At 71.5% G+C, this 26,082-nt stretch carries 25 protein-coding genes and 1 pseudogene; 13 read left to right on the forward strand and 13 right to left on the reverse strand.

Translation table 11 applies throughout. From position 1 onward, the window contains the following. Window positions 1-44: 44 nt before the first annotated feature. Window positions 45-449, forward strand: a pseudogene (locus D1369_RS44165) (EamA family transporter); the annotation flags it as partial. 477 nt (window positions 450-926) lie between these two features. Here D1369_RS44165 and D1369_RS35090 read toward each other — a convergent pair. Then, window positions 927-1,757, reverse strand: coding sequence for an alpha/beta fold hydrolase (locus D1369_RS35090; RefSeq protein WP_082319363.1), 831 nt, complete (start codon window positions 1,755-1,757; stop codon window positions 927-929). A 169-nt stretch (window positions 1,758-1,926) separates the two neighbouring features. Between D1369_RS35090 and D1369_RS35095 the strand changes: the two genes are divergently transcribed. Continuing rightward, window positions 1,927-2,811, forward strand: coding sequence for an RNA polymerase sigma-70 factor (locus D1369_RS35095; RefSeq protein ID WP_007380474.1), 885 nt, complete (start codon window positions 1,927-1,929; stop codon window positions 2,809-2,811). A 167-nt stretch (window positions 2,812-2,978) separates the two neighbouring features. Then, complete coding sequence (locus tag D1369_RS35100) at window positions 2,979-3,740, forward strand: GntR family transcriptional regulator (protein ID WP_007380473.1); 762 nt, start codon at window positions 2,979-2,981, stop codon at window positions 3,738-3,740. A 48-nt stretch (window positions 3,741-3,788) separates the two neighbouring features. On the opposite strand, the gene D1369_RS35105 is transcribed toward D1369_RS35100, so the two are convergent. From D1369_RS35105 to D1369_RS35115, 3 genes are all read right to left on the reverse strand, one after another. After that, window positions 3,789-4,946 carry an ROK family transcriptional regulator gene (locus D1369_RS35105; RefSeq protein ID WP_007380472.1) on the reverse strand — a complete coding sequence of 386 codons (1,158 nt, stop codon included), beginning with the start codon at window positions 4,944-4,946 and terminating at the stop codon, window positions 3,789-3,791. 110 nt (window positions 4,947-5,056) lie between these two features. After that, window positions 5,057-5,722 carry a response regulator transcription factor gene (locus D1369_RS35110; RefSeq protein ID WP_007380471.1) on the reverse strand — a complete coding sequence of 222 codons (666 nt, stop codon included), beginning with the start codon at window positions 5,720-5,722 and terminating at the stop codon, window positions 5,057-5,059. A gap of 14 nt (window positions 5,723-5,736) precedes the next feature. Then, the gene (locus D1369_RS35115; RefSeq protein WP_007380470.1) at window positions 5,737-6,906 is read right to left on the reverse strand and encodes a histidine kinase; all 1,170 of its coding nucleotides are present in this window, start codon (window positions 6,904-6,906) and stop codon (window positions 5,737-5,739) included. Between the two features lie 108 nt (window positions 6,907-7,014). Here D1369_RS35115 and D1369_RS35120 point away from each other — a divergent pair, with 108 nt between their 5' ends. The 3 genes from D1369_RS35120 to D1369_RS35130 are packed head-to-tail and all read left to right on the forward strand — an operon-like array spanning window position 7,015 to window position 9,167. Beyond that, complete coding sequence (locus D1369_RS35120; protein WP_007380469.1) at window positions 7,015-7,935, forward strand: ATP-binding cassette domain-containing protein; 921 nt, start codon at window positions 7,015-7,017, stop codon at window positions 7,933-7,935. Window position 7,936: 1 nt separating this feature from the next. Continuing rightward, window positions 7,937-8,662 carry an ABC transporter permease gene (locus tag D1369_RS35125; RefSeq protein WP_007380468.1) on the forward strand — a complete coding sequence of 242 codons (726 nt, stop codon included), beginning with the start codon at window positions 7,937-7,939 and terminating at the stop codon, window positions 8,660-8,662. 58 nt (window positions 8,663-8,720) lie between these two features. Then, complete coding sequence (locus tag D1369_RS35130) at window positions 8,721-9,167, forward strand: hypothetical protein (RefSeq protein WP_007380467.1); 447 nt, start codon at window positions 8,721-8,723, stop codon at window positions 9,165-9,167. A 4-nt stretch (window positions 9,168-9,171) separates the two neighbouring features. Here the strand turns inward: D1369_RS35130 and mug are convergent, their stop codons facing one another. The 3 genes from mug to D1369_RS35145 form a co-directional block, all read right to left on the reverse strand. Then, window positions 9,172-9,720: a G/U mismatch-specific DNA glycosylase gene (mug, locus tag D1369_RS35135; protein ID WP_007380466.1), complete on the reverse strand. Its 549-nt coding sequence runs from the start codon at window positions 9,718-9,720 to the stop codon at window positions 9,172-9,174. Between the two features lie 13 nt (window positions 9,721-9,733). Then, a complete protein-coding gene (gene purB, locus D1369_RS35140; protein WP_007380465.1) occupies window positions 9,734-11,176 on the reverse strand; it encodes an adenylosuccinate lyase in 1,443 nt (480 codons plus the stop codon). A gap of 538 nt (window positions 11,177-11,714) precedes the next feature. After that, entirely contained in the window at window positions 11,715-12,107 is a 393-nt protein-coding gene (locus D1369_RS35145; protein ID WP_237557601.1) for an ester cyclase, read from the reverse strand. 126 nt (window positions 12,108-12,233) lie between these two features. Here D1369_RS35145 and D1369_RS35150 point away from each other — a divergent pair, with 126 nt between their 5' ends. The 3 genes from D1369_RS35150 (at window position 12,234) to D1369_RS35160 (ending at window position 14,730) form a co-directional block, all read left to right on the forward strand. Continuing rightward, window positions 12,234-12,812, forward strand: a complete 579-nt coding sequence (locus D1369_RS35150) for a PadR family transcriptional regulator (RefSeq protein ID WP_007380463.1) — start codon at window positions 12,234-12,236, stop codon at window positions 12,810-12,812. A 20-nt stretch (window positions 12,813-12,832) separates the two neighbouring features. Then, window positions 12,833-13,816 carry an NADPH:quinone reductase gene (locus D1369_RS35155; protein ID WP_007380462.1) on the forward strand — a complete coding sequence of 328 codons (984 nt, stop codon included), beginning with the start codon at window positions 12,833-12,835 and terminating at the stop codon, window positions 13,814-13,816. A 287-nt stretch (window positions 13,817-14,103) separates the two neighbouring features. Beyond that, window positions 14,104-14,730 (forward strand): TetR/AcrR family transcriptional regulator C-terminal domain-containing protein, encoded by a 627-nt coding sequence (locus D1369_RS35160; RefSeq protein ID WP_037899195.1) that lies wholly within the window; start codon window positions 14,104-14,106, stop codon window positions 14,728-14,730. 264 nt (window positions 14,731-14,994) lie between these two features. Here the strand turns inward: D1369_RS35160 and D1369_RS35165 are convergent, their stop codons facing one another. The 5 genes from D1369_RS35165 to D1369_RS44170 form a co-directional block, all read right to left on the reverse strand. Next, the gene (locus D1369_RS35165; protein WP_037903102.1) at window positions 14,995-16,320 is read right to left on the reverse strand and encodes an amidohydrolase family protein; all 1,326 of its coding nucleotides are present in this window, start codon (window positions 16,318-16,320) and stop codon (window positions 14,995-14,997) included. 59 nt (window positions 16,321-16,379) lie between these two features. Beyond that, window positions 16,380-17,909 (reverse strand): FAD-dependent oxidoreductase, encoded by a 1,530-nt coding sequence (locus D1369_RS35170; RefSeq protein ID WP_037899192.1) that lies wholly within the window; start codon window positions 17,907-17,909, stop codon window positions 16,380-16,382. Then, complete coding sequence (locus D1369_RS35175) at window positions 17,906-18,811, reverse strand: alpha/beta hydrolase (protein WP_007380458.1); 906 nt, start codon at window positions 18,809-18,811, stop codon at window positions 17,906-17,908. Before D1369_RS35175 ends, D1369_RS35170 begins: the two co-directional genes overlap by 4 nt. 19 nt (window positions 18,812-18,830) lie before the next feature. Continuing rightward, window positions 18,831-19,664: an alpha/beta hydrolase gene (locus D1369_RS35180; RefSeq protein ID WP_007380457.1), complete on the reverse strand. Its 834-nt coding sequence runs from the start codon at window positions 19,662-19,664 to the stop codon at window positions 18,831-18,833. Window positions 19,665-20,054: 390 nt separating this feature from the next. After that, window positions 20,055-20,414, reverse strand: a complete 360-nt coding sequence (locus D1369_RS44170) for a hypothetical protein (protein ID WP_050789676.1) — start codon at window positions 20,412-20,414, stop codon at window positions 20,055-20,057. Between the two features lie 308 nt (window positions 20,415-20,722). Here D1369_RS44170 and D1369_RS35190 point away from each other — a divergent pair, with 308 nt between their 5' ends. The 4 genes from D1369_RS35190 (at window position 20,723) to D1369_RS35205 (ending at window position 25,598) form a co-directional block, all read left to right on the forward strand. Further along, window positions 20,723-22,807 (forward strand): SpoIIE family protein phosphatase, encoded by a 2,085-nt coding sequence (locus D1369_RS35190; RefSeq protein ID WP_202477333.1) that lies wholly within the window; start codon window positions 20,723-20,725, stop codon window positions 22,805-22,807. A gap of 212 nt (window positions 22,808-23,019) precedes the next feature. Further along, window positions 23,020-24,204: a cytochrome P450 gene (locus D1369_RS35195; RefSeq protein ID WP_007380454.1), complete on the forward strand. Its 1,185-nt coding sequence runs from the start codon at window positions 23,020-23,022 to the stop codon at window positions 24,202-24,204. Between the two features lie 42 nt (window positions 24,205-24,246). Continuing rightward, the gene (locus D1369_RS35200; RefSeq protein ID WP_007380453.1) at window positions 24,247-24,444 is read left to right on the forward strand and encodes a ferredoxin; all 198 of its coding nucleotides are present in this window, start codon (window positions 24,247-24,249) and stop codon (window positions 24,442-24,444) included. Further along, window positions 24,441-25,598: an FAD-dependent oxidoreductase gene (locus D1369_RS35205; protein ID WP_037899190.1), complete on the forward strand. Its 1,158-nt coding sequence runs from the start codon at window positions 24,441-24,443 to the stop codon at window positions 25,596-25,598. Before D1369_RS35200 ends, D1369_RS35205 begins: the two co-directional genes overlap by 4 nt. Window positions 25,599-25,734: 136 nt before the next feature. Here D1369_RS35205 and D1369_RS35210 read toward each other — a convergent pair whose 3' ends face one another. Then, window positions 25,735-26,076, reverse strand: a complete 342-nt coding sequence (locus D1369_RS35210; RefSeq protein ID WP_007380451.1) for a DUF4326 domain-containing protein — start codon at window positions 26,074-26,076, stop codon at window positions 25,735-25,737. Window positions 26,077-26,082 lie beyond the last annotated feature (6 nt).

The following is a 26,082-nucleotide window of genomic DNA, read 5'->3' on the forward strand; positions in this document are numbered from 1 at the left end:
ACTGGACCTTAAACCGGGCCGCGGCCCTTCCTAGCGTCGTCCCCATGAACGCCACCACCACGCGCGGCTCCCTCCTCGCCACGTTCGCCTGCGTCCTCGTCGGAGCGTCCTTCACCGCCAACAGCCTCCTCGGCGACTACCCGTACGCGGGCGGCCAGTTCCTGCGCTACGGCCTTGCCGCGCTGTTGCTGGTACCCCTGGCCGCGCAGGGCGCCGCGGCCCGGTTGCGTGCGCTGGAGCCCCGGCAGTGGACACGCCTCGCGCTCCTGGCCGGCGTGGGCATGGTCGGCTTCAACCTCGCCGTCATCGCCGCCGAACGCACCGCGGAACCGGCCGTGCCCGGCGTCTTCGTGGGCTGCGCCCCCGTGCTGGTAGCCGTCCTCGTCCCGCTGCTGGAGGGACGCCGGCCCCGACGCCGGGTCCTGCGGGGCGCGTCGCTGGTGGCCCTCGGCGCCTTCGCCGTGCAGGGCTGGGGGCGTACGGACGGCGTGGGTATCGCCTTTTCGGTGTGCGCGCTGGCCGGTGAGGTCGGTTTCGCGGTGCTCGCCGTACCGGTGCTCCGGCCCCTGGGCCCACGGCTGCTGTCCGCCACCGTCTGCGCGGTCGCCGCCGTCGAGGCAGCGGTGGCCGGACTCCTCCTGGACGGCACCGCGTGGCTGCGCCGCCCCGGCGCCGCCGAGGCCGGCGCGCTGCTGTGGCAGGCGGCGGTCGTCACCGTCGTCGGCTTCGTGTGCTGGTACATGGGCGTGCAGCGGATCGGCGCGGAGCGCGCCACGCTCTTCTCCGGCCTCATCCCGGTCGCGGCCGCCGGTACCGCACCCCTGGTCGGCACGGGCTCCTACGGCGCGGCCCAGGCGGTGGGCAGCGCCCTGGTCGGCGCCGGAGTCGCCCTCGGATCGGGGGCGTTGAGCCGCGAACGGAGGGTGTCAGCGGCTGCCGTCGAGGATGACCCGAGCGACCAGAGCCGGGTCGTCGTTCATCGGGCAGTGGCCGCAACCGGGCAGCCGTACGAGCCGGGCCCGGGGAATGATCTGCTTGGCCCGCACGCCCTGCCGACGCACGAGGATCATGTCCCTGGTGCCCCAGGCGACCGTGACCGGCAGCCCCGGGACGTCGTCGGCGAACTGGACGGCGGTACCGGCCCGGAGCGTCTCGTCGAACCCCGTGGCCTGCGCGAGGGCGAGCGTCTCGGCGACCACGGCCTCGGGTGAACGCCGGCCAGGGCGGGAGTAGATGGTGCTGGTGAGCATCGTGCGGCCGGCCGCGCTGCGGGCCAGCTGCTCGACCAGCGGCAGCGGCAGCCGCCGGGAGATGTGCCGCATCGCGAGCAGCACGCCGAACGCGTAGCGCCGCTCGGCCTCCGACCAGAACCCGGCGGGAGACAGCGCGGTGACGGACCGTACGAGCCGCTCGCGGCCGAGCTCCAGGGCCAGCAGTCCGCCGAGGGAGTTGCCCGCCACGTGCGGGCGGTCCAGCTCCAGCGCCTCGCAGAGCGCCCCGAACACGGACGTCGTGGTGGCCAGGTCGTACGACAGCCCCTCGGGCAGCCCCGGCGACGCGCCGAACCCCGGCAGGTCCACGGCGATCACGTCGCGTTCGGTCGCCAGGATGTCGACCACCGGGTCCCAGGCCTGGCGGTGGTGGCCTATGCCGTGCAGCAGGAGCAAGGGCTCTCCGCGTCCCACGCGCGCGTAGGAGACGGTCACGGGCTGCGGCCCCGTGGCGGAGGGGACCTTGAAGGAGACGGTGGCGGACATGAGGGCTCCTTGACGGCGACTCACGGGGCTGAGGCGGTGACGCACGGCGGACGCGTCGTAGACAGCTTGTCAGCAATTGCTACTGGCGGGTAGACCCCTCCGGCCGGAAGGGCGCGCCGCACGCCCATATCGCCTGGACACGCACCGGCGTCTGCGTTGGGATGAACCCGTGGCCACTGACACCGAGACCGACGTCTTCGAAGAACACCGACCCGTCCTCCTGGGCGTCGCCTACCGCATGCTCGGGCGCGTCGCCGACGCCGAGGACGTGGTGCAGGAAGCCTGGTTGCGCTGGTCGGCGGCCGACCGGAGCGAGGTGCGCGAGCCGCGCGCCTACCTGGTCCGGGTCACCACGCGCCTGGCGATCGACCGGCTGCGCCAGGTCAAGGCGCGCGGCGAGACGTACGTCGGCCCCTGGCTGCCCGAGCCGTACGTGACCGACTTCGGGGACACCGTGCCCGACACCGCCGAGCAGGCGGTCCTCGCCGACTCGGTCTCCCTCGCGGTCCTGGTCGTCATGGAGTCGCTGTCACCGCTGGAGCGGGCGGTGTTCGTCCTCAGGGAGGCCTTCGGCTACCCCTACGCCGACATCGCCGCCATGCTCGACCGCGGCGAACCCGCCGTACGCCAGCTCGCGGGACGGGCCCGCAGGCACGTGGAGGAACGACGGCCGCGCTTCGACGTCGACCCGGTCCGGCGCCGCGACCTGACGGAGCGCTTCCTCGCCGCCGCGGGCGGCGGCGACCTGAAGGAGCTGCTGTCGCTGCTCGCCCCGGACGTCCGGCTCGTCGGGGACAGCGGCGGCAAGAGCAAGGCGCCGCTGCGGGTCCTGGAGTCCGCCGACCACGTGGGCCGCTTCCTCGTCGGTGTCGCCGGGAAGGGCGTCCCGGACATCTCCTGGCGGTTCCTGGAGGTCAACGGCGGGCCCGCGGTGCTCATCCTGTCGGGGGGCAAGCCCGACTCCGTCTTCCAACTGGACGTCCTGGACGGCCGCATCCAGTCCGTCTACGTCATCCGCAACCCCGACAAGCTGCACTCCCTGGCCGCTGTCTGAACACCTCGTCAACGCTGTGTGGCATCAGGCCCGCGCGCCCCGCAGGGGATCGACGATTGGTCTTGACCAAGGGTGGGGGCCGCCCTATGGTCGCAGAGAAGTGCAACAACCTTTAATAAACAAGGGCGCGAAAACGCCGCCGGACCACGGCGATTGCGGAGGACAGGGTGGGGACCACGCAGCTCGAATCGGTGCCGGAACCGAAGTACTGGCATCTCAAGACCGTGCTCAGTGAGGCACTGGACTCCGAATTCTCCGTGGGCGAGATCCTGCCCAACGAGCGCGACCTCGCCGCCCGTTTCGGCGTCGCCCGCGCCACGCTCCGCCAGGCTCTGGAGCAGTTGGAGCTGGAAGGCAGGCTGCAGCGCCGCCGCGGTGTCGGGACGACCGTCGCCCCGCCGCGGGTGGGCGTGGCCGTCGGCAGCGAGCAGCAGGCCTGGCCCGGTGCGGCCGGCGACGACTGGCAGACCGTCGACTGCGCCGCCGCGGTGCCGCCCGCGTCCGTCGCGGACGCGCTCGGCACCGACCGCGAGCAGGCGGTGCACACCGTGCGCCGCTCCCGGATGACCCACGGCCAGCCCGTCGCCGCCGAACTGCTGTACATCCCCGAGGCGTCGGTGCCGGAGCTCTCCGCCATAGACGCGCCGTCCGGGGCCGCACGCGCGCGTGCCGTGCTGCGCGAGCTGCAGCGGCTGGAGCTGGAGAGCCGTGAGAACGCCGTCGAACTCGGCTCGGCCCGCGCGGACGACGCGAAGGAACTGGACCGCCTGCCCGGCGCCCCGGTGCTCGTCGTCACCACCCGCTACCTGGCCGGGGGCCGCACCGCCGCGGTCTCGGTGGCCACCTACCGCGCGGACACCTGCCGGCTGACCTTCGGGGACTCCGGCGCCGTGGAGATCCACGAGGGGCCGGAACGCCAGGCCTCCTGAGCGACACGGCCGCACCCGGGCCTCTCCCGAGGTCCGGGCGCCGCTGCGTCACCGTCGTGCGGTGACCGTGCCCTCCACAGCGAACAGCTGCTCCTCCACGTGGTCCAGGGCCAGGCGCAGCGCACCCGTCGCGACGGCCGCCTCGCCCAGGATCGACAGGGCGACCTTCGGCGGACGCAGGCAGTAGCGGGCCAACTCGCGCCGCAGTGGCTCCAGTACACCGTCCAGGCCGGCCGCCCAGCCGCCCACCACGACGAGTTCCGGGTCCAGGGCCAGGACCAGGGCCGCCACGTCGTGCACGAGCCGCTGGAGGAAGCGGTCCACGGCCGCTCGGGCCCGCTGGTCGCCCTCCCGGGCCTGCGCGAAGACCTCGGCGACGGCCTGCTCGTCGAGCGGGTGCAAGGGCTCGTCCGTGGTGGACAGCAGCGTCTCCGGAGTGACCTCGCGGCCCAGCAGATGCAGCGCGCCGATCTCCCCGGCCGCCCCGCCGTACCCCCGGTGCAGCCTGCCGCCGATCAGTGAACCCGCCCCCGGGCTCAGCCCGGCCAGCACGAACACGACGTCGTCGGACTCGGTCGCGGAACCCTTCCAGTGCTCGGCGACCGCGGCCGCGTTGGCATCGTTCTCGACCAGCACCGGGCACTTGAAGGAACGGCTGAGCCGCTCGCCCAGCCGCAGCCCCGTCCACTCGGGCAGCGCCGCGCACAACCGTATGGTGCCGTCCGCCTCCACGATGCCCGGCGAGGCGACCCCCACCGCCCACAGGGAGTCGCGCGCGACCCCGGCCCGGCGCAGCAGTTCGGCGACCGCGGTGCGCAGCCGCTCCAGGCGCTCCTCGGCCGAGGCCGTCTCCTCGACGTCCTTGGCCACGGCGCCGAGCACCCGGCCGTCGAGGTCGGACAGCAGCGCGGCGACCCGATGCGGGCCGATGTCGAGGCCCAGCAGGTGCCCGGCCTCCGCCCGGAACCGGAAGCGCCGCGCGGGCCGCCCCTGTCGTCGGGCGACGCTCTCGTCCGCGGCCTTCTCGACGACCAGGCCGCCCTCGATGAGCCCTTCGACGACCCCCTCGACCGTCGGCCGGGACAGGCCCGTCACCCGGGTGATCTCGGTCAGCGTCGCGCAGTCCGTGGCACGCAGCGCGTGCAGCACCACCGCGGAATTGATCCTTCGCAGGAGCGAGGGGTCCCCGCCGGTCAGTCGCCCCAACGTCCGTCCTCCCAGCTCGCGCGCGTGTTGGGCGGATCGTACTCGGCCGAACGCCCCCTCGGCAGTGCCGGGCAGGGAGATACGTCCCACGCCCCGGCCGGGCGCTCGGCTCAGCCCGGCGCCACGAACCCCGACTCATACGCCGCGATCACCGCCTGGGTGCGATCGCGCGCCCCCAGCTTCGCCAGCACGCCGCTGACGTGCGACTTGACCGTCTCGGTGCCGACGACCAGGCGCGCGGCGATCTCCGCGTTGGACAGACCGCGCGTCATCAGCCGCAGCACCTCGGCCTCCCGCTCGGTGAGCTGGGCCCGTTCCATCGCGGCCCGGGCGGCCCGGTTGCCGTCCTCGTCGCCGCCGTACTGGGCGGCCAGCTGCCGTACCGAGGCGGGGAACAGCAGCGACTCGCCCTCGGCGACCAGCCGCACGGCGTGCACGATCTCGGCAGGGCGGGCCCGCTTCAGCAGGAACCCGTCGGCACCGGCCCGCAGTGCCTCGTACACGTACTCGTCGTTCTCGAACGTCGTCACCACGACGATCTTCGGCGGTCGCTCGACCGTCCGCAGCACCGCGCGCGTGGCCTCGATGCCGTCCATCAGGGGCATCCGTACGTCCATGGCGACCACGTCGGGCCGCAGCCGCCGCACCAGGGGGATCACCGCCGCCCCGTCGGCCGCCTCGCCGACGACCTCGATGTCGGGCTGCGCCTCCAGCACCGCCCGCAGACCGGCGCGTACGAGGGGCTCGTCGTCGACGAGGAGAACGGTGACCGGCATCCCGTCAGCGTAGATCAGCGCAACGGCAGCTCGGCATGCACCTGCCAGTCACCCCGGTCGGGTCCGGTGTGCGCGTGGCCGCCGAGCAGGGCCGCGCGTTCGCGGATGCCGCGCAGCCCGCTGCCCCGCCCGGGGCCCGGTATGTCGGCCGTCAGCGGATTGCGGACCTCCAGGGCCAGGGCCTCACCCGTGACGTCGATACGGACCCGGACCGGGACGGCCCCCGCGTGCCGCAGCACATTGGTCAGCGCCTCCTGGAGGATCCGGTAGCCCTCCCGGGAGACAGGCCCCGGCACGGTGTCCACCGGCCCGGTCAGTTCGGCGTCCACCTTCGCGCCCGACGCGCGCGCGGACTCCAGCAGCCGGTCGGCGTCCGTCAGCGTCGGGCGGCTGCTCACCGGCCGCTCCGACTCGCGCAGAATGCCGAGGACACGCTCCAGGTCCTCCAGCGCGGCCCGGCCGGTCTCCTCGATGGCGTCCAGCGCACGGTCCGTGAACGCCGGATCGCCGGCCGCGCGGGCGGCGCCCGCCTGGACGACGGCGACGGTCAGGGCGTGCCCGATCGAGTCGTGCAGCTCACGCGCGATACGGGTGCGCTCCAGAAGCTGCTCGGTGCGCTCCTCCAGGGCAGCCAGACGCTCGGCGGGGGAGGGACCGAGCAGCCGCAGCGCGAGCGCGGTGATCAGCAGGCCCGAGCCGACCACGGTCGCCGCCAGCGCGGCCAACGACACGGGCGCGAGCAGGACGTGCCACCACCGGTGCCCGCCGAGGAGGATCAGCACCCCCTCGTCGACGTCCTGGCCGAAGGCCGACGCCACCAGGTCCACCGAACTGAGGAGCAGTTTCACGCTGAGCATCGCCGTCGCCCAGCCGAGCAGCAGCCGCGCCTCCAGCCACAGCACGAGCCGACCCCGGTCGCGCCAGGACACCGACGGCGCGACGACGATGTCGCTGCTCTCGCTGTTGTGCCGGTGCCCGGTCAGCAGCAGCCTCGCCTGGAGCCCCTCCACGGTGCGCATCGCGGGCACCAGAGCGGCGGGCGCGAGCGTCACGGCCGCGACCAGCCAGGTCCACCACGCCTCCTCGACGAACATCCACATGGCCGGCCACACGACGGCGATGAACAGATGCAGCCATCGTGTGTACGTCACCGCCCGGCCGAACGGGCGCAGCAAGCGGACCATTGCGTCATCGTGCCAGCCGCCACCGACAACCAGCCTCCCCCGCACGGGGGAGACGATCTCCACGCGCGGGGGAGGCCCCGCTTCCGCGGCACCGGCCAGGCTGCTGCCATGACCAGCATCGAAGTCCAGTCCCTCACCAAGGAGTTCGGCACCCGACGAGCCGTGGACGACGTCACCTTCCGTGTCCTCCCCGGCCGTGTCACCGGCTTCCTCGGCCCCAACGGCGCCGGAAAGTCCACCACCATGCGACTCGTCCTCGGCCTCGACCACCCGACCTCAGGGACGGCCACGATCGGTGGCCGCGCCTACGTCACACTCGACGAACCCCTGCGCCATGTCGGCGCCCTGCTCGACGCCCACGCCGCGCACGGCTTCCGCACCGGCCGCGCCCACCTGCGCATCCTGGCGGCGAGCAACCGCATCCCCGACCACCGGGTCGACGCGGTGCTGGCGGAGACGGGGCTGGCCTCGGTCGCCCGGCGTCAGGTCAGGACGTACTCCCTGGGCATGCGGCAGCGGCTCGGCATCGCGGCCGCCCTGCTCGGCGACCCCGGCGTGGTCATGCTCGACGAGCCCTCCAACGGGCTCGACCCCGAAGGCATCGTCTGGATCCGCGAGTTGCTGCGCCGACTGGCCGCGGAGGGCCGCACGGTGCTGGTCTCCAGCCACCTCATGAACGAGACCGCGTCCTTCGCCGACCACCTCGTCGTCCTGGGCCGGGGGCGCCTGCTCGCCGACACACCCGTACGGGAGTTCATCCACGCACGCGTGCGGCCCGGCGTCCGCATCCGCACCACCGACCCCACCGCACTCAGGAGCGCCCTCGCCCGGCACGGCCATGACGCCGTGGAGCACGAGGACGGGCACTGGACCGTGCAGCACGCACGCGTGGACGAGATCGGCTCCATCGTCTCCGCCGCGGGCGTCCACCTCCTCGAACTGGCCGCGGAGGAAGCCACCCTGGAGCAGGCCTACCTCGACCTGACCTCCACCGAGACCGAGTTCACCGCCCACCCCCAGGAGGCCTGACATGCCCTTCGCCCCCGTCCTCCGCTCCGAGTGGCTGAAGATCCGTACGCTGCGCTCGCTGCTCGGCGCACTGCTCGCCCTGTTCGCGGCGACCACCGCGTTCTCCGCGATCGCCGGGGCCTCCGAGACCTCCGACCCCGAGTTCGACCCCCTGTTCATGGCGCTGTCGGGGGTGATGCCCGGCCAGATCGCGGCCATCTCCTTCGGTGCCATGGCCCTGTCGTCGGAGTTCCACGGAGGTGGGCTCCGGCTGTCGCTGGCCGCGGTGCCGCGACGCGGGCGCTGGTTCGCGGCGAAGACGACGGCCATCGCCGTCCCCACGCTCGTGGTCGGCCTGGTCACCGCCTTCGCCGCGCTCGTCGTGGCACGTGCCGGTCTGGGCGAGGCGGCGAGTGGTCTCAGCACCGGTGAACAAGTGCGCGGTGTCGTCGGCTGCGGGATCTACCTCACCCTGATGGCGTTGCTGGCGGCCGGTCTCGCGGCGGTGCTGCGCAGCGGGGTGGCAGCGCTCTCCCTCCTGATCCCGTTCATCCTGGTCGTCTCGTTCGTGATCGGCGACGTGGCCGGCGGGGCCACCGACTTCCTGCCGGACAGGGCGGGCCAGATCGTCCTGTACGAGACGTACGACGGGCCCCTGGGACCGTGGACGGGACTCGCCGTGACCGCGGCCTGGGCGGCCGCCGCCCTGGCCGCGGGGGCCTGGAGCGTGCGACACCGGGACGCCTGACCCCATATATCGCCTGACGCCCCGCCAAATGTCAGTGGCGGCCGCTTTACTGGATCACATGGACAGTGCGAAGTACCTCGCCGCCATCGACTCGCTGTGCGCCCGCGACCTGACCGCGGCGGACGGCGGGTCCGGCGCCTACCGGTCGGGGCCCGGTTACCGCATCGAGTCATTAGCGGTGAGCCATGGGACGCGGGACGGCGACGCGGCGCCACGCATGGCGATCGTGGGGGACTTCTACGCCCTCAAGAGCCGCATAGGCCAGGAGTTGGACGACCGCTGGGGCAGGCAGCAGCGGCCCTGGGGCATGGACACGCTCAAGCTGCGCCTCGACCGGGGCGAGGAGATACCCGAGCCCTGGTTCACGACGAGCATCGTGACGGACGACCTGGACCTCTGGCAGCCTCCTGGCTCGGACCGCTGGATCGCCCTCGGCGTGGGCTACCGGGACGAGGCCGACGAGGTCCACGTCCTCGCCGTGGCCTCGGACATCGACCCGGTGTGAGCCGCTAGCCCTGCTCCGCCGCCACCCGCAGCCGGGCGAACTCCTCCGCCATCGTCGCCGCGGTCCAGTGCGCGTTGAGCCCGCTCGGATTGGGCAGCACCCACACGCGCGAGGCCCCGATCGTCCGCTCCTGCGGCCCGACCCTCGCCTTCTTGTCGTCGAAGGCCGCCCGGTAGGCGGTGACCCCGACCACGGCCAGCCAACGCGGCCTGAGCCGCGCCACCTTATCCGCCAGCAGCCGCCCGCCCTCGCGGTACTCCTCGGCGCTCAGCTCGTCCGCTCGCGCGGACGCCCGGGCCACGACATTGGTGATCCCGAGCCCGTACGACAGCAACTCCCGCTGCTCGGACGGCTTCAGAAGCCTCGGGGTGAAGCCGGACAGATGCAGCACCGGCCAGAACCGGTTGCCGGCCCGGGCGAAGTGATGGCCCGTCGCGGCCGTCATCAGACCGGGGTTGATGCCGCAGAACAGCACATGGAGACCGTCCGCGACCACGTCCGGCACCAGACGGTCGCGGGCGGCCTCCAACTCCTCGGGCGTGAAGCGCGTCATCGCGTCAGGCGGGTCAGAGGATCGCCCCGGGCGTGTAGCCCGCAGCCGCCGGGTGCTGCTTGACGATCTCCTCGATCCGGCCGACGACGACGGCGACCTGGTCGGCCGCGGCGCCCGTGAAGGACAGCTTGTCGGCCATCAGCTCGTCCAGTTGGGCGCGGTCGAGCGGGATGCGCTCGTCGGCGGCCAGCTTGTCGAGGAGCTCGTTCCGCTCGGCGCCCTGCTCGCGCATCGCGAGGGCGGAGGCGACGGCGTTCTCCTTGATCGCCTCGTGCGCCACCTCACGGCCGACACCCGCGCGCACCGCACCCATCAGCACCTTGGTGGTGGCGAGGAAGGGCAGGTACCGGTCCAGCTCGCGCGCGACGACGGCCGGGAAGGCGCCGAACTCGTCGAGCACGGTGAGGAAGGTCTCCAGGAGGCCGTCGAGCGCGAAGAACGCGTCCGGCAACGCGACCCGGCGCACCACCGAGCAGGACACGTCGCCCTCGTTCCACTGGTCGCCCGCCAGCTCGCCGGTCATCGAGGCGTAGCCGCGCAGGATGACCATGAGGCCGTTGACGCGCTCGCAGGACCGGGTGTTCATCTTGTGCGGCATCGCGGAGGAGCCGACCTGACCCGGCTTGAAGCCCTCGGTCACCAGCTCGTGCCCGGCCATCAGGCGGATCGTCTTCGCCAGTGACGACGGAGCCGCCGCCACCTGCACCAGCGCGGTGACGACCTCGTAGTCCAGGGAGCGGGGGTACACCTGGCCGACCGAGGTGAAGGCCTGCGAGAAGCCCAGGTGACCGGCGATCCGCTGCTCCAGCTCCGCCAGCTTTGACGCGTCCCCGCCCAACAGGTCCAGCATGTCCTGCGCGGTGCCGACCGGGCCCTTGATGCCGCGCAGCGGGTAACGGGCGAGGAGCTCCTCGACCCGGCCGTACGCCACGAGCAGCTCGTCCGCCGCGGTCGCGAAACGCTTGCCGAGGGTGGTGGCCTGCGCGGCCACGTTGTGCGAGCGGCCGGCCATGACCAGCTCGCCGTACTCGCCGGCCAGCTTGCCGAGGCGGGCCAGGACGGCCACGCTGCGGTCCCGGATCAGCTCCAGGGAGAGCCGGATCTGCAGCTGCTCGACGTTCTCGGTGAGGTCCCGGGAGGTCATGCCCTTGTGGACCTGCTCGTGCCCGGCGAGGTCGTTGAACTCCTCGATCCGCGCCTTCACGTCGTGCCGCGTGATCTTCTCGCGCTCGGCGATGGAGGCCAGGTCGACGGTGTCCAGGACCCGCTCGTAGTCGGCGAGGGCCTGCTCCGGCACCTCGATCCCGAGGTCCTTCTGGGCCCGCAGCACGGCGAGCCAGAGCTGACGCTCGAGCCTCACCTTCTGCTCGGGCGACCAGAGCGTGGCGAGCTCGGCGGAGGCGTAGCGTCCGGCGAGGACGTTGGGGATGCGGGGCTTGGCGGGAGCGGAAGTCACGTGTACGGAGTTTACCTGCCGTCCGTGGGGGGCTCTGAAACGTCCATGGAGTCCGGAGAGCGCAGGTCGGATGCACTCCGACCTGCGCTCTTCCGTGGGGTCTGTGGGACGAGTGGAAGACGCCCGATCTGCTGCCCGCACCGTCAACCACGATGTGGGACTTGGACAAGCTCGCGCCGCCCCGCGACCCGGAGTACGAGGTGTGGTGGCCCGGTGCCCTCCGCCGGGCAGCACCTCCCCGATGCCGCCCTCCAGTGCCCGGCCGACTGTGCCATCCGGAAGCCGGACGACAAGGTAGGCGGGGGCGGGTTGGGGAGCCTCCTCGGTCACGTCAGCGGTGACAAGGTGTAAAGCTCTCGCCGAACGGGCGCTGTCCGCGCGAAGACACCGGAGCGAGAAGAAGACGCGCCTCTTGCGGTGAACCCGCGCCGGCCGCCCGCGCTCCGGTGCGGGCCTTCGCCCTCTGCCACCGCGCCGTACGGCCCCCTCCCGGCAGCGGGATCCCGCTCGGCAGAAGGCTCACCCGGCGCTACGAGGTCTATGGCGCCGGTACGGCACCGATCTGCTGCATCACCCCGAGGAGATCGGGCTGGCCCCGTTCGCCGACGATCCGGCCGTCGGCCAGGTAGTAGAAGTTCATGGCCTGCACCGAGATCTTGTTGCCGCTCGCCGGGATCCCGAAGAACTCACCGTCGTGGGTTCCCCGCATGGTGAACCGCGCGGCCACGGTGTCGCCTTCGGTGACCTTCTCCTCCAGCGTCCACTGGACGTCGGGGAAGGCGCTGCGCATCATCCCGATGACTTCCAGGTACCCATCGGGCCCCCGCAGAGCTTCCGGGTGGCTTGGCGCGTGGAACACCGCGTCCGGAGAAATGACCTCGCGGGCGAGATCTTCGTTGCCCGTGTTGATGAACTCGACGAAACGGTTCATCACTGACTCGGTGGACTGCGATGGCATCTTGCTGTGCCTCTCCAGAGACGTTCGGGCGGGTATCTGCGAGCGTAACATCGAATCGATGTTCACATCGAATCGATGTTCGCGTGCGAAGGTGTACTCATGCTGGAACTCGCGATACTCGGCTTCCTCGCCGAGGGACCCCTGCCTGGACACGAGCTGCGCCGCCGCGTCTCACAGCTGACCGGCTATACGCGGCCGGTCAGCGACGGCAGCCTGTATCCGGCGATCAATCGCCTGACCGGGGCGGGCTTGATCGAGCGGCACGCCGACCCGGCCGCGGGGGCGGCCCGGTACGTGCTCAGCCTGACCGCGGCCGGGCGGGCCGACATGCTTCAGCGCCTGCGCAAGCCCGCCGACCACGAGATCACCGACTTCACCCGGTTCTACGTCGTCCTGGCATTCCTCTCCCACCTGCCCGACGTGGCCGAACAGCACACGGTGCTGCGCAGACGGCTGGAGTTCCTGGAAGAGCCCGCGAGCTTCTTCTACGACAACGAGCGGCCCCTGCGTGCCGAGCAGATCGCCGACCCCTACCGGCGGGGCATGCTGCTCACCGCCCGCGCCACCAGCCGCGCCGAACGAACCTGGCTGCGCGAGGCCCTCGGGGAGGAACCGCCCGTATTCGACACCGGACGCACTGACAGCGATCCGCATGCGCCCGCCCCTCCCGCGAGCTGACTGTCCACGGAGGTACCCCCATGCTTGCATCCTGGTACGACGACCAGGGCCTCGCCGCCGACGTGCTGCACGTCGGCGAACTCCCTGATCCCGCCCCCGGCCCCGGCGAGGTCCGCGTCCGCGTCACCGTCTCGGGCGTCAACCCCGGCGACACCAAGAAGCGGCGCGGCTGGCTCGGCTCGTCCATGCCCTACCCGCGGGTGATCCCGCACAGCGACGCCGCCGGAGTCATCGACGCCGTGGGCGCCCAAGTCGACGCCCACCGCGTCGGACAGCGGGTCTGGGTATACGGCGCCCAGTCCTACCGCCCCTTCGGCACAGCCGCCCAGTACACCGTCGTACCTGACCACCAAGCCGTGCCTCTGCCAGATCATCTGAGTGATGAGCTGGGGGCGAGCCTCGGCATCCCCGGCATCACCGCCCACCGCACCGTCTTCGCCGACGGCCCGGTCGACGGCCGACTGGTCCTGGTCCACGGAGTTCTCGGCGGCGTCGGCTCCCTGGCCGCCCAGCTCGCCCACTGGGCCGGCGCCACTGTGATCGCGACCGTCCGCCGAACCGCGGACCTCGGCCGCGTCGACGCGGCCGTCGTCTCCCACGCCGTCGCCCTGGATGCCGGCGAGCCCGCCGCTGCCATCCGCTCGTACGCGCCGCGGGGCGTCGACCGGATCATCGAGGTCGCGCTGTCCGACAACGCCGATCTCGACAACGCCGTCGCCGCCCAGGGGGCTGTCATCGCCGCCTACGCCACCCGCGCGGACCACACTGAGATCCCCTTCTGGCCTCTGCTGTTCAACAACGTCACCCTGCGGCTGCTCGGCAGCGACGACTTCCCCGCCGAGGCCAAGCGCCAGGCCGCCCGCGACCTCACCTCCGCCGCCGCCGTCGGCGACCTCACCGTCGCCGTCGGCGACTGTTACCCGCTGGACGACATCGCCAAGGCCCACGACCACGTCGACGCCGGCGGTGGCCACGGCCGCATCCTGGTCACCATCCCCCAATAGCGCAGACCCTCCAGCTGCTGAGGGAGCAGCAGTTGGAGGGAGACGAGACTCGCCCGGCGGATCTTCGTCGCGCTGACGGCACTGCGACGTTCCGGCGGGAGTTTTCGTGGCTGAAATCCAAACCCAGCACCAACCCTTACCTGCGCCGGGTGCTGGGAGAATGATCTTCGTATCGGCTACGGCGTTGCTGTTATGGTGCTGTTCCAGGAGGTGGGACGTCCGTGGCAGAACCTGATACTGCGCGAGCGGGCGCCACATCGGCCCGGCGTTCTCCGGGGCGGCCGCCGGTGCCGTTGGAGCGCATCGTCGCTACAGCACTGCAGATCGTGGACGAGGAGGGCGCCGACGCTCTGTCGATGCGGACGCTGGCCCAGCGTCTGGGCTCGGGCACGGCGACGCTGTACCGGCATTTCGACAACCGGGCAGCGCTGGTCGCCCATGTCGTGGACCGCATGTTCGGCGTCGTGGAGCTGAACGCCGACGAGCTGCTCGCGATGGGCTGGAAGCAGGCGCTACGGACGGGCGCGCACACCATGTTCGACGCCTTGGCCCGGCACCGGAACGCGGCTCGCCTGCTGGTCGAACAGGTTCCCATGGGGCCGAACGCCATGGCACTGCGGGAGAGTTGTCTCGCGGTGCTGCTGAACAGCGGCTTCCCGCCGCGCGTGGCCGCGCACGCGTACGCGACCCTTGGCCGTTACGTCCTCGGCTTCGCCGTACAGGTCGACGCGCACGGCGGCGCAGGGCAACCCGATGACGCACAGCTGTCAGCCGTCTTCAAGAGCATGGATCCGGACCTGTTCCCCGCAACCGTTGCCGTTGCCGGGTCGATGCCGGTTCCGATCGAGGAGGAGTTCTCCTTCGGCCTCGAGCTGCTTCTCAGCGGGCTTGCCCGCCTGCGCGACGAGGTCTGACCGAGGACCGCGAGCAGGTGTCGGTCATGGCGGTCCCTGGCGGGGCCGTCGAGCGGCTGGGCCGTCATGGCGGTCAGGAACCAGGGGTGCCGGACACACATCGCACGCACGGGGTAGCCGTCACGGCCCTGTTCACGTCTCCTTCTGGCGCGTGTGAGGGAGGCACGCGGATCCGAGGGCCGGGGACGGCGACCGTCGCGCCGACGAGCACGGAATGCGGTGCCCGTCGGCGCGCGGTGCCTGCGTCGAGACCGCTGCGGGGTGTCAGTCCCGAGGGCCTGCGGGCCCGATGCTGCGCAGCAGCCGCTCCCCGGACTCGCGGAGCCGGTCCTTGACCTCGTCGAGCCGGGACACGAGCAGGGCGTGATCACGTTTGCGCCAGACACCGGCGACCATCACCGCCTCGATGTTGGCGATGTCGGCGTGCAGGACCGTGGCGACCGGGTCGTGCGCCGGCCACAGGTTGAGTGCCCGGGCGTCGACGGCGACCAGGTCCGCCTGCATACCCACCTCGATCCGGCCCACCTGGTCGGCCAGGCCCAGCGCCCTCGCCCCTTCGACCGTGGCCCAGGCCAGTGCCTGTCTGCCGGTGACCGAGGCGGTGTTGGCGTGCGTGCCGGTCATCTGTCGGTGCTGGGCGTGGTCCAGGCTGCGCTGGTGGGCCAGGGCGATGCGGGCCGCGGTGAGGACCTTGCCGGGTACGGCGGTGTCGATGTCGGTACCCAGGGAGGGCGCCGCGTCCAGGCGCAGCAGGGACCCGGTGATGGGCGTGCCGTGTCCTTGGCCCAGTTCGTTTTCCGGGGTGGTGGTGAAGGTGACGCCCGCTTCGAGGAGCATCTTCAGCCAGTCGTCGGGCAGGTCGATCCCGTGCACGATGTTGGTCAGAGGGCTGAACAGTCCGGCGTCGCGCACGGCTTCCCAGCCGGGTGTGGGTTCTCCGCCGCTCTGGTGCATCGAGACGACGAGGCCGCGTTCCGCGCCGGCCCGGAAGTCGGCCACCGCGGTCTCGACGGAGGAGTACTGCGGCCCTTGGAGCGCCATGCCCAGGGTGAGGAGGGCGTGCTCGCGCACGGGCCCGTCGAGCAGCCGGTCGATCTCGGCGAGCGGGTGGGGGATGTTCGGTGCGCGGTAGGGCGTGCCGTGCAGGAAGACGGCGCGGACACCGGCCTGGGCAAGGCCCTCCACGGCCGCGTCCGCGTGCTCGGACGAAAGGACGTTGTGGCACCAGTCGCCCACGGTGGTCGTACCGCAGTCGAGCTGGGTGAGCGCGCCGGCGAGGTTGCTGATGTGCATGTCGGCCGGGGTGTAGTGCCCGACACACTCGCCGTGGAGGTGGGTGAGGTACTCCATCAGCGTCCAGTCGGCGCCCGCGGAGCGCAGCGCGGTCTGCCAGGTGTGCAGGTGGGCGTTGACCAGGCCGGGGATGACGATACGGCCGGTGAAGTCGACGACTTCGGCGTCGGGTGCCTCGATGTTCTCGCCGAGGTCGGCGATGCGGTCGCCGTCGACGAGGACATCGGCGTGCTCGGCGTCGGGACGGCCCGGCGCCATCGTGATGACCTGCGCTCCGCGCAGCAGTACGCGGCTCACGCGCCGGCCCCCGAACCGGGGGAGGTGCGGCTCTGCTGGGACATGGTGCGGCTCCTTGCTCATGGCGTCATTGCCCGCGCGGCGGTTTGTGTGGCGGTGAGGAAGTCCCGGGTGGCGATGTGCCCGATGTAGCCGTCGGGACGGATCAGCAGCAGCGTGTCGCCGTCCAGGCCGTACGCACTTTTCAGCGTGTTCTCAGGATCGGAGAGGGCGAGACCGTCGGCGGCACTGGCCCCGACCGTCAGCCTCTTCAGCGGAGCGCCGGCCGTCGGCCAGGCGAGCACTTCGAGGTCGCGGGCGGCATCGGAACCGTAGGCGAGGGCGGTGAAGTGCGGCCCGCGGCAGACGTCGAACAGCCGGGTCCCGGTTCCGTCGGCGCGGCGCAGTTGCGCGTCCGGGGCGCGGTCGCCCACGCGGAGCGTCGAGGTACGCATGCCGTCGGCGGGGGCCAGCGGGCCGCCGTAGTAGCTCAGGGCGAGTTGCTGTTCGTCCTTGCCTCGCTTCATGCTCGACGGGTCGAGTCTGGCGATGCCGCCCCACTTCGCCGTGGACAGGCCCAGGACCCCGGCGGCGATCGGCTGTCTTTCGGCCTCGTAGGTGTCCAGCAGCGCCGCGTTCGCCCCGGCGAGTACCTGACTGATCTTCCAGCCGAGGTTGTAGCCGTCCTGCACGCCGGTGTTCAGGCCCTGGGCACCGGCCGGGGTGTGGACGTGCGCGGCGTCACCGACAAGGAAGACACGCCCTCGGCCGTAGTTCTTCGCCAGGCGGATGTTGGGCCGGAACACCGAAGTCCAGTGGATGTCGTGCAGCTGGATGCGTCGATCACGGGTGTGGGAGTGGATCCGCTGGACAATGTCGTCCCTCTTCGCAGGCGGTTCTTCGTCCGGCTTGAGACGGATCATCCACTGGAACATGTCGCTGTGCGGGAGCGGACAGGCGCCGATGAACCTGCCGCCCCGGCCGGGCCACATGTGCCACCGGTTGCGGGCCAGCCCCGTCACCGAGGCATCGACGATGAGCATCCGGTCGCTTTCGTCCGTGGTCCCGACGAACCCGATTTCGAGCTGCTTGCGCACCACACTGGAACCGCCGTCAGCGCCTACGACGTAGCGGGCGACGATCTCCTCGGTGCCGTCCGCGCCCGCCACCGTGGCGACCACCGTGTCCTCGTTCTGCGTCAGCTCGGTCAGTTCCCTGCCGAACTCGATCTCACGGCCGAGCTCACTGAGCCGGGTGTGCAGGGCGCGGTCCGTGCGGAACTGAGGGATCAGCCAGGTGTTCGGGTAGGGGATGTCCGGGGCCGCCTCCCTGTGGGGGAACATCTTCCAGGGCACGCCGAGGGGTCCCGCATGGATCCCGAGCCTGGGGTAGGTGCTGCCGCCGGCGAGGACCTCGTCGAGGGCGCCCAGGTCTTCGAGGACTTCGAGGCTGCGGGGCTGGACGCCCTTGGCGCGGGAGCCGTCGAAGGCATGGGGGGACCTGTCGACGATCCGCACGTCGAGTCCGCGCCGTACGAGGTCGATCGCCACGGCAGTGCCCGAGGGGCCCGCGCCGATGACCAGTACGTCGATGACCTGCGGGTTCTTCATGAGTCGAGCCTTTCGGCGCGTGCGGCCACGAACGGGACGATCTGATCGGCGACGTGGCGCGGGCGTTCGAACGGGGCCATGTGCCCACACTGCGGAATGACATGACGATGCCGGGGCGCCAGCAGGGCGTGAGCCGTGTCGAGGTGGGTCAGTGGCGTGACGTTGTCCTCGTCGCCCCACAGGAGCAGCGTGGGAATCCCCAGCGCGCCCGTCTGCCGGAACAGATCGTCCCGTCCGGAGACCGGCAGGTGCTGCAGCGTGTCGAAGACCGCGTACAGCGAACCCTCGAAGCGGAAGGCGTCGAGGACCATGTCCGTCAGTTTCGCGCCGAGCTGAGCGTCGCGGACGTTGTGCCCGAGGTGTCCCTGGAGTATCTGGCGGCCGCGCCGCCGGGCGATGACACCGGCCAGCAGATCGTTGCGCAGGAGCCGGTGAGGTGAGGTCGGCCGCGGTTTCGCGAGACCGGCGGGCCCGACGATGGTCAGGGTGGACACCGACGAGCGGTACTGGGCGGCGTAGGTCATGGCGACGAGCGCGCCCATGGAAGTGCCGATGAGGTGCAGTGGGCGCTTGGACACGCCGAGCCGTTCGGTCAACTCGGCCAGCTGTCGCGTGAAGAGGGTTTCGTCGTATCGCGCCCGCACGCGGTCCGAGTAGCCGCGGCCGTACGCGCTGCAGGTCAGAGTCCGCAGTCCGCGGGCGTTCAGCTCGGTGACGAGGTCGTCCCAGTAGAAGAGCGGAATGGTCAGGCCGCCCGCCATCACGACCAGCTCGCCGTCCTCGGGGCCCTTCAGTTCGTAGTGCGTGACGCCGTCGGAGAGTTCGACGAAACCGCCGCGCAGGGCTTGCCGCGATGCGGCGGTGAGCTGTCGGTCCTCGCCCGGTGCGACGAAGTACTTCATGGAATGGGCCTCCTTGGCCTCAGTGCGTGGGGGTGTCGGTGGAGGAGCGGAGGAACTGCGCGATCGCGTCCGAGACCCACTGGGGTTCCTCTTCGGGCAGCAGGTGACCGCTGTGCGGGTGCACGAGCTCCTGGGCGCCGGGGATGTCGCGGGTGAAGTGCTGGCCGTCGACGCCCGCGCTGCGCAGTACGAGCGTGGGTGTCGTGATGCTGGGGATCTGCGCGCTGCGGTCGGGCTGGTCGGTGTTGCAGAAGTCGACGAAGGCCGAGCGGTTCCCGGGCCGGTTCATGAGCTGGTGGGCGCGGTCCACCATGGCGTCGTCCACGATCGTCGAGTGTGGGCCGACGTGGGCGCGCAGGTTGCGCTCGATGGCGCCGCGCGGCATCACTCGCCGCAGCAGGGGGCGCAGCAGCGGGTTGCGGGCCAGGCGGATGCCTGCCGGTACCTCCTTCTCCGGGTATCCGGTGGCATTGACCAGCACCAGGCCGGTCACCCGCTCCGGATGGTCCAGCGCGAGGTTCCAGGCGATGTTGCCGCCCAGTGAATTGCCCGCCACGGCGTAGCGCGGCACGCCCAAGGTCTCCAGGAAGTCCGCCCCCGTCGCGGCATAGGCCGGGACGCGGTAGTCGCGGTCGGTGCGAGGGCCTGTCAGGCCGCACCCCGGTAGGTCGGGGCGGATGACGTCGAACGACTCCGACAGCAGGGCCGCCACGCGGTCGAAGTGCTGAAGCGACGAAGCGCTGCCGTGCAGTAGGACGAGTGTCGGCCCCCGTCCGGCGCGTTTGTAGTGGATCTGCAGTCCATCCACCACGACGAACCGGGAATCGGGCTGCGGCTCGGACCAGATGCTCATAGTGGATACACTGTTGCCGATAAGGCGATCGTGTCAAGTGCAGGTCCATGGCCTACCGCGTCACTCGGCGGCGAACCGGCCGGGCGGTCACCGGGATGTATGCGCCCGCAGTCCGACGGCGTCCGCGCGTGCTGTGCCCGCGGGGCGAGCTGTTGCCCGTGCGGGACCGGCGAATCGTGCCTGGCACGACGTGCCTAGTACCTCGGTCACGTTGCCGCGGAGACCAAGGTCAGCGGGTACGGACCCGTCCCCACTGACCTTGGTGCCGCAGGAGGTCAGTCGGCCGCCGGCGGTGTCTTCGGTGCGCGCAGCAGCCTGCCGATCGCCGCGGCGACGCTCACGGCGATCAGGGAGGCGGACAAGCCGTCCATGAAGGCGCTCGGCATCGCCCTAATGGGCTCGATCTTGGCCGAGGGAGCCGCTGATGGCCGCCGTGCCGACGGCTCCGCTCAGGCCGATGCAGAAGCCCGCCAGGACCAGGCCGCCGAGGAAGGGCAGGTAGCCGGAGTCGACGCCGAGGAAGGAGATGACGTACAGGCCGACGGCGAGCAGGAGCAGGCCGGCGGACATGACGGCCTTCATGCCGACCCGGTGGACCAGGCGCGGGGTGAGCAGGGAGGTGGGCAGCACCGCCGGCGCGACCCGAACAAGGGCCACGGCGGCCTTCAACGGGCTGTAGCCCAGGATGAGTTGCAGGTATTGCAGGCCGACGAAGAAGAAACCGAAGACGGCCGTGAACTGCACCAGCACGGTGATGGCACCGGCTCGGAAGCCCCGGATGCCGAACAGGCGGGGTCGAGCAGGGGGTGTTCGGTGCGCAGGCCGAGGTAGGTTGCGGCAGCCGCTGGCGGGCACGTACACGGGCCCTGCCCGCCGCGGTACTGGCCCTGATGGCGGTGGCGTACGCCGTCACCGGCTGACGGTCCGAGTGTGCGCCGGGTCGAGCGGGAGGCTGTCGACGCCCGACGGCTCACGGGCCCTGTTTCCGGCGTACCGTCGATGGTGTGGAGTACACGGCCGCCGGCCTTGTGTCCCGTGTCGCCGGTGACCTCGGGCCCATGGCGGACGAGGTGATCGCCGACGTGGTGCGGTGTCTGCGGCGTGAGGTTCCCGAACTGTGGAGCAACCCGGATCTCGTCCGCATGACGTCCGAGAACATCGCCGAGCACGTCGTCGGTGTACTGGTCGGCCTGGAACACGGCATCGAGCCGAGCGACATCGATCCGCCGGCCGCCGAGCTGGAAAGAGCACGTCGGCTGGCCCGGCACGGCGCGCCGGTCACAGCGCTGTTGCGGGCCTTCCGGCTCGGTCAGGGCGTCGTCCTGGACAGACTGCTTGCTGAGATGCCGCGGCTGACGAAGGACGCGGAGTTGGTCAGCGCGGCATCGCGCCTCCTGATCGCCATGGCCAACGGATACGTGGACGACGCGTCCGAGCAGGGTGTCATGGCGTTCCAGGAGGAGCGGGACCGTCGCCTGCAGTGGCGGCTGTCCCTGGTGAACGAGGCCGGTCTGCGCATCGGGACCACCCTGGACATCGCTCGCACCACCCAGGAGCTGGCGGACCTCGCCCTCGATCATTTCGCCGACATGGTCACCGTCGACCTGCTCGACTCCGTGATCCACGGGCACGACACTCCGGCGCCGGGCCTCCTTGTACTGCACCGCGTCGCCCAGGCGTCCTCGGTACAAGGCGTCGGCCCGGAGCCGACGGCGGGGCTGGGGGAGGTTCACGCCTGCCCGGACGGATCGGTCACGGCACACGCCCTGGCCACCGGCAAGCCCTCCCGGCACACGGCGACGCCGACGGATCCGGCCGCTGTCGTCGGCCCCAACTCTGCCCGCTCGACGCTGGTGGTGCCGCTGAGTGCGCGCGGCGCCACTCTCGGCGTCGCGCGGTTCCGCCGTCACCGCAACCCGGTTCCCTTCGACGACGAGGATCTGTTCCTCGCCCAAGAGGTCGCGGCCAGGGCGGCCCTGGCCATCGACAACGCCCGCCGCTACACACACGCCCGGAGCACGGCCCTCACCTTGCAGCGCAGTCTGCTGCCACGGCGTACGGCGGAGCAGTCCGCTGTCGACGTCGCCTGCCGTTACCTGCCGGCCGGCGGCCAGGCCGGTGTGGGCGGCGACTGGTACGACGTCATCCCGCTGTCCGGTGCCCGGGTCGCCCTGGTCGTGGGCGACGTGGTCGGCCACGGCATTCACGCCGCCGCCACCATGGGGCGCCTGCGCACCGCGGTGCGCACCCTCGCCGACTTTGATCTGCCTCCGGAGGAGTTGCTGACGCACCTGGACGACGTCGTCATCCGGCTGTCCGCCGAGGCGTCGGGCGACCCGGAGACGGAAACGGCCGGGGAAATCGGTGCCACGTGCCTGTACGCCGTCTACGACCCCGTCGACGGCCGCTGCTCCCTGGCCCGCGCAGGGCACCTGCTGCCCGCGGTGGTGAGCGGCGACGGCACCGTCGACCTTCTGGATCTGCCGCCCGGTCCACCGCTGGGCCTGGGCGGACTGCCGTTCGAAGCGGCGGAGGTCGACCTGCCCGAAGGCAGCCTGCTCGCCCTGTACACCGACGGCCTGGTCGAAGGTCGCGATCGAGACATCGACGCAGGCCTCACCCTCCTGCGCCGCGCCCTGGCCCAGCCCTCCGCGTCCCTGGAAGCCGCCTGCGACACAGTGCTCCAGGCCCTGGTACCAACGGACCGGCCCTACGACGACGTCGCTCTGCTGCTGGCCCGTCCCCGTGCCCTCGGGGACCACCAGGTGGCCGCCTGGGACGTGGACGCCGATCCGGCTGCCGTCGCCCGGGCCCGTGCGAACACCTCCGAGCGGTTGGCCGCCTGGGGACTGGAGGAACTCGCCTTCTTGACCGAGCTGGTGGTCAGCGAACTGGTCACCAACGCCATCCGCTACGGCCGGCCCCCCATCCGCCTGCGTCTCATCCGTGACCGCTCTCTGCTGTGCGAGGTTTCCGACGCCGGCAGTACCACCCCCCATCTGCGCCGGGCCCGCAGTTTCGACGAGGGCGGACGCGGCCTGTTCCTCGTCGCCCAGCTCGCCGAGCGTTGGGGAACGCGCCATGCCCGGCAGGGCAAGACGGTCTGGGCCGAGCTGGACGGGGAGGAGCGTGGCCGGCTGTGACCGCGGCGCGCAAGAGGGAATCAGCAGTTCTGATGAGTTCATCGTTTTCTTGGTCGTAACTCTTGACGCGGCATTCCATCAAGCTTGAGTATTTCATCATTACGGCGTCGTTGCGATGACGGCACCGGTCCGTGCAACGCAAACGTCCGCGGACCGCCTGCCCCACACGCACCCCGTCCCCCTCTCGCGCGGCTCCTTCAGGAGGGCCCTTCATGCCCATGCTCACGGAGATCCCCGCCTACCGTCCCGATCTGTACTCGGCGTCGGCCATCCGCGACACTCATCCGCACTACGCCGCACTGCGTGAGCTGGGCCCCGTGGTCTGGCTGAGCAAGCACAAGGTCTACGCCCTCCCGCGCTACGCCGAGTGCAAGCAAGTGCTGCTGGACGACGACACCTTCGTCTCCTCGGGCGGTGTCGCCCTCAACCCGGTCGCCAACCGTGCAGGCCAGGGCACCACCCTGTGCAGTGACGGCGAGGAGCACGCCCGCCGCCGTTCCCTCCTCGCACACCGCCTGACTCCCAGGGCGCTGCGCACGATGAAGGACACGGTCGAACAGCAGGCGGCCACCGTGGTCGAGGCAGCCGTGGCCCGGCGGACGGTCGACGCGGTGGAGTTCGCCATGGCGCTGCCGATGGCAGTCGTCCCCGACCTGGTCGGCTGGCCCCAGCAGGGCCGCGAGCATCTGCTGCGCTGGGCCGGTGCCACCTTCGACGCCATGGGCCCCGTCAACCGCCAGGCGGTGCGCACACTGCCCGCGGCCCTCGGCATGCTGCGCTACGCGCGCGGTGTCGTCCGTGACCGGTCCGTGCTGGACGGCAGCATGGGCCACGACCTGCTGCGCGCCGCCGACGAGGGCCGGATCATGCCCGCCGAGTGCGCCACCATGATGATCGACTACCTGGCACCCTCCCTGGACACCACCATCAGCGCCATCTCCAGCGCGCTGTACCTGTTCGCCCGCCACCCCGAACAGTGGCGCCTGCTGAAGGCGGACCCGGACCTCGTCCCGAAAGCGGTCAACGAAGTCGTCCGCTACGAATCCCCGATCCGCGCCTTCTCCCGCACCGCTGCCCGTGACACGGAACTGGCGGGCATCGCCCTCCCCAAGGGCTCCCGGGTACTGGTCCTGTACGGCTCCGCCAACCGCGACCCGCTGGAGTGGGACGACCCGGACACCTTCGACATCCGCCGCGACGCCGCCCGCCAACTCGGTTTCGGGCAGGGCGCCCACGGCTGCGCCGGCCAGGGACTGGCGCGCATGGAGACCTCCGCGATCCTCCACGCCCTGGTCGAACGCGTCGACCGCATCGAGGCCACCGGCCCACCCGAGTGGGCCCTGAACAACGTCATCCACCGCCTCGGGCGCCTGCCACTCGAACTCATCCCTGCCTGAACCCCGCCGCTCGCCCTTTCGAGGACTGCTGAGGACAGCACCATGAAGATCTCCGTCGACCATCCACGCTGCGAAGGCCACGGCCTGTGCGCCGACCAGGCTCCCGACGTCTTCAGCCTGGACGACGACGCCGAACTCACCTACCACTTCGAGGGCGCCGAAGTCCCCGACGCGCATCGGCCGGCCGCTCGCGCAGCTGTCAACGCCTGCCCGGTCGCCGCCCTGCGAGTCCTGTCGTGACCGCACCGCGCACGGTGCTCATCGTCGGCGAGTCACTCGCCGGCACCGCCGCGGCCCGCCACCTGCGCACCCTCGGCCACACCGGACCCGTCGTGCTCATCGGCGCCGAGGACCACGGTGCGTACTCCCGCCCGCCCCTGTCCAAGGCAGTCCTGAAGGACCCGGCCGCGGACCAGACCCTGGGCCTGGCCCTCGACGGGCTCGACGTCGACGTCATCCGCTCGGCCGCCGTCACGGCCGAGACCCGGCGTCGCACCGTCACGACCGCCGACGGCCGCCAGGTCGGCTACGACGCGCTGATCGTCGCCACTGGAGCGGAGGCCCGCAGGCTCGCCGCCCCCAGGCAGCGCGGCGAACGCGTCCTGCGCACCCTGGACGACGCCCGCCTGCTCCGCGTCCGCCTGGCGGAGGCCGGCTCGGCGATCGTGATCGGCGCCGGCTTCCTCGGCATGGAGGTGGCCAGCGCCTGCGCCGCCCGCGGCATCCCGGTCACCGTCGTGGACACCGACCGGCCCCTGGAACGCATCCTCGGCGACCATCTGTCCGCCGCGATCACCGCACGCGCTGCGGCGTACGGCATCCGCTTCGTACAGGCCACCGGCTTCGCCACCCTGACCGGCGACCCCGTCAGCGGCGTGGCGCTCCCCGACGGCACCGAACTCACCGCGGATCTGGTGGTCACCTGCGCCGGAGAAGTCCCCTGCATCGACTGGCTGGCAGGGACGGGCCTCGCCGACCGTCTCGGCGTCGGTATCGACCATGCCTGCGCCACCACCGTGCCCGGCGTGTTCGCCGCCGGCGACGTCACCTACCTCCGCGGCGACGGCACACGGCCCGACCGGCGTGCGCCCTTCTGGTCCAACGCCCTCGCCCAGGGCAGGACCGCGGCGGCCTCCGTCCTCGGTCTCCCCCCGTCGGGACCGTCGCAGGACGACTACTTCTGGACAGAGGTCGCCGGCCTCACCGTCAAAATCGTCGGCCGCCTGCCGCTCATCGGCGAACCGACCACGGTGCAGGGCAGCGTGGCAGACGGACGCGCGCTGCTGACCTGGAGCCATGCCGACGGAACGTCGACGGCAGTCGCCTATGGACTGCGCAAACCGGTCACCGCGCTCCGCGCGTTGGCCGCCACGTCTGGGCCGCCGTCCCAGTGACGGCGGCCCATGAGCGTCGCAACGTGTACCTCCGAGACCGTCCGCCCGGGGGAGGACCACCGGCCAGTTGCCGAACGCGTTGTCGCCGCCAATGGCGATTCCCGCAGGCCAGCGTCAGGGTCCCGTGAGTCGGAATTCACGAGAGCTCGTCCGCGAGCTCCGCCAGGACCTCGGCGTGGCACGGTTCGGGCGCGCACCAGCAGGCCAGGGCCTTGCCGCGAAGGCCGGGCAGCAGAGCGAGCAGATCCGGCCGCGCCAGCAGATACGCCCGGTACTTCACCATCACCTCGGCCCGCGTGCCGTCCCGGCGGCGCGCGGGGGTGTCGTAGGCGAAGGGGTTGTAGAGCGGGTGCTTCGGCAGGTCCCAGCCGCCCATCGTCCAGCGACGGCCGACGTAGACAAGGTCGGCGGGCGCGTGTTCGAGGCGGGGGCCGTACTCGTGGAGACGGCCCCTGACGTTGACCACGCGCGTGTGCACGACGTC

The organism is Streptomyces sp. CC0208, assembly GCF_003443735.1.
GTDB lineage: Bacteria > Actinomycetota > Actinomycetes > Streptomycetales > Streptomycetaceae > Streptomyces > Streptomyces sviceus.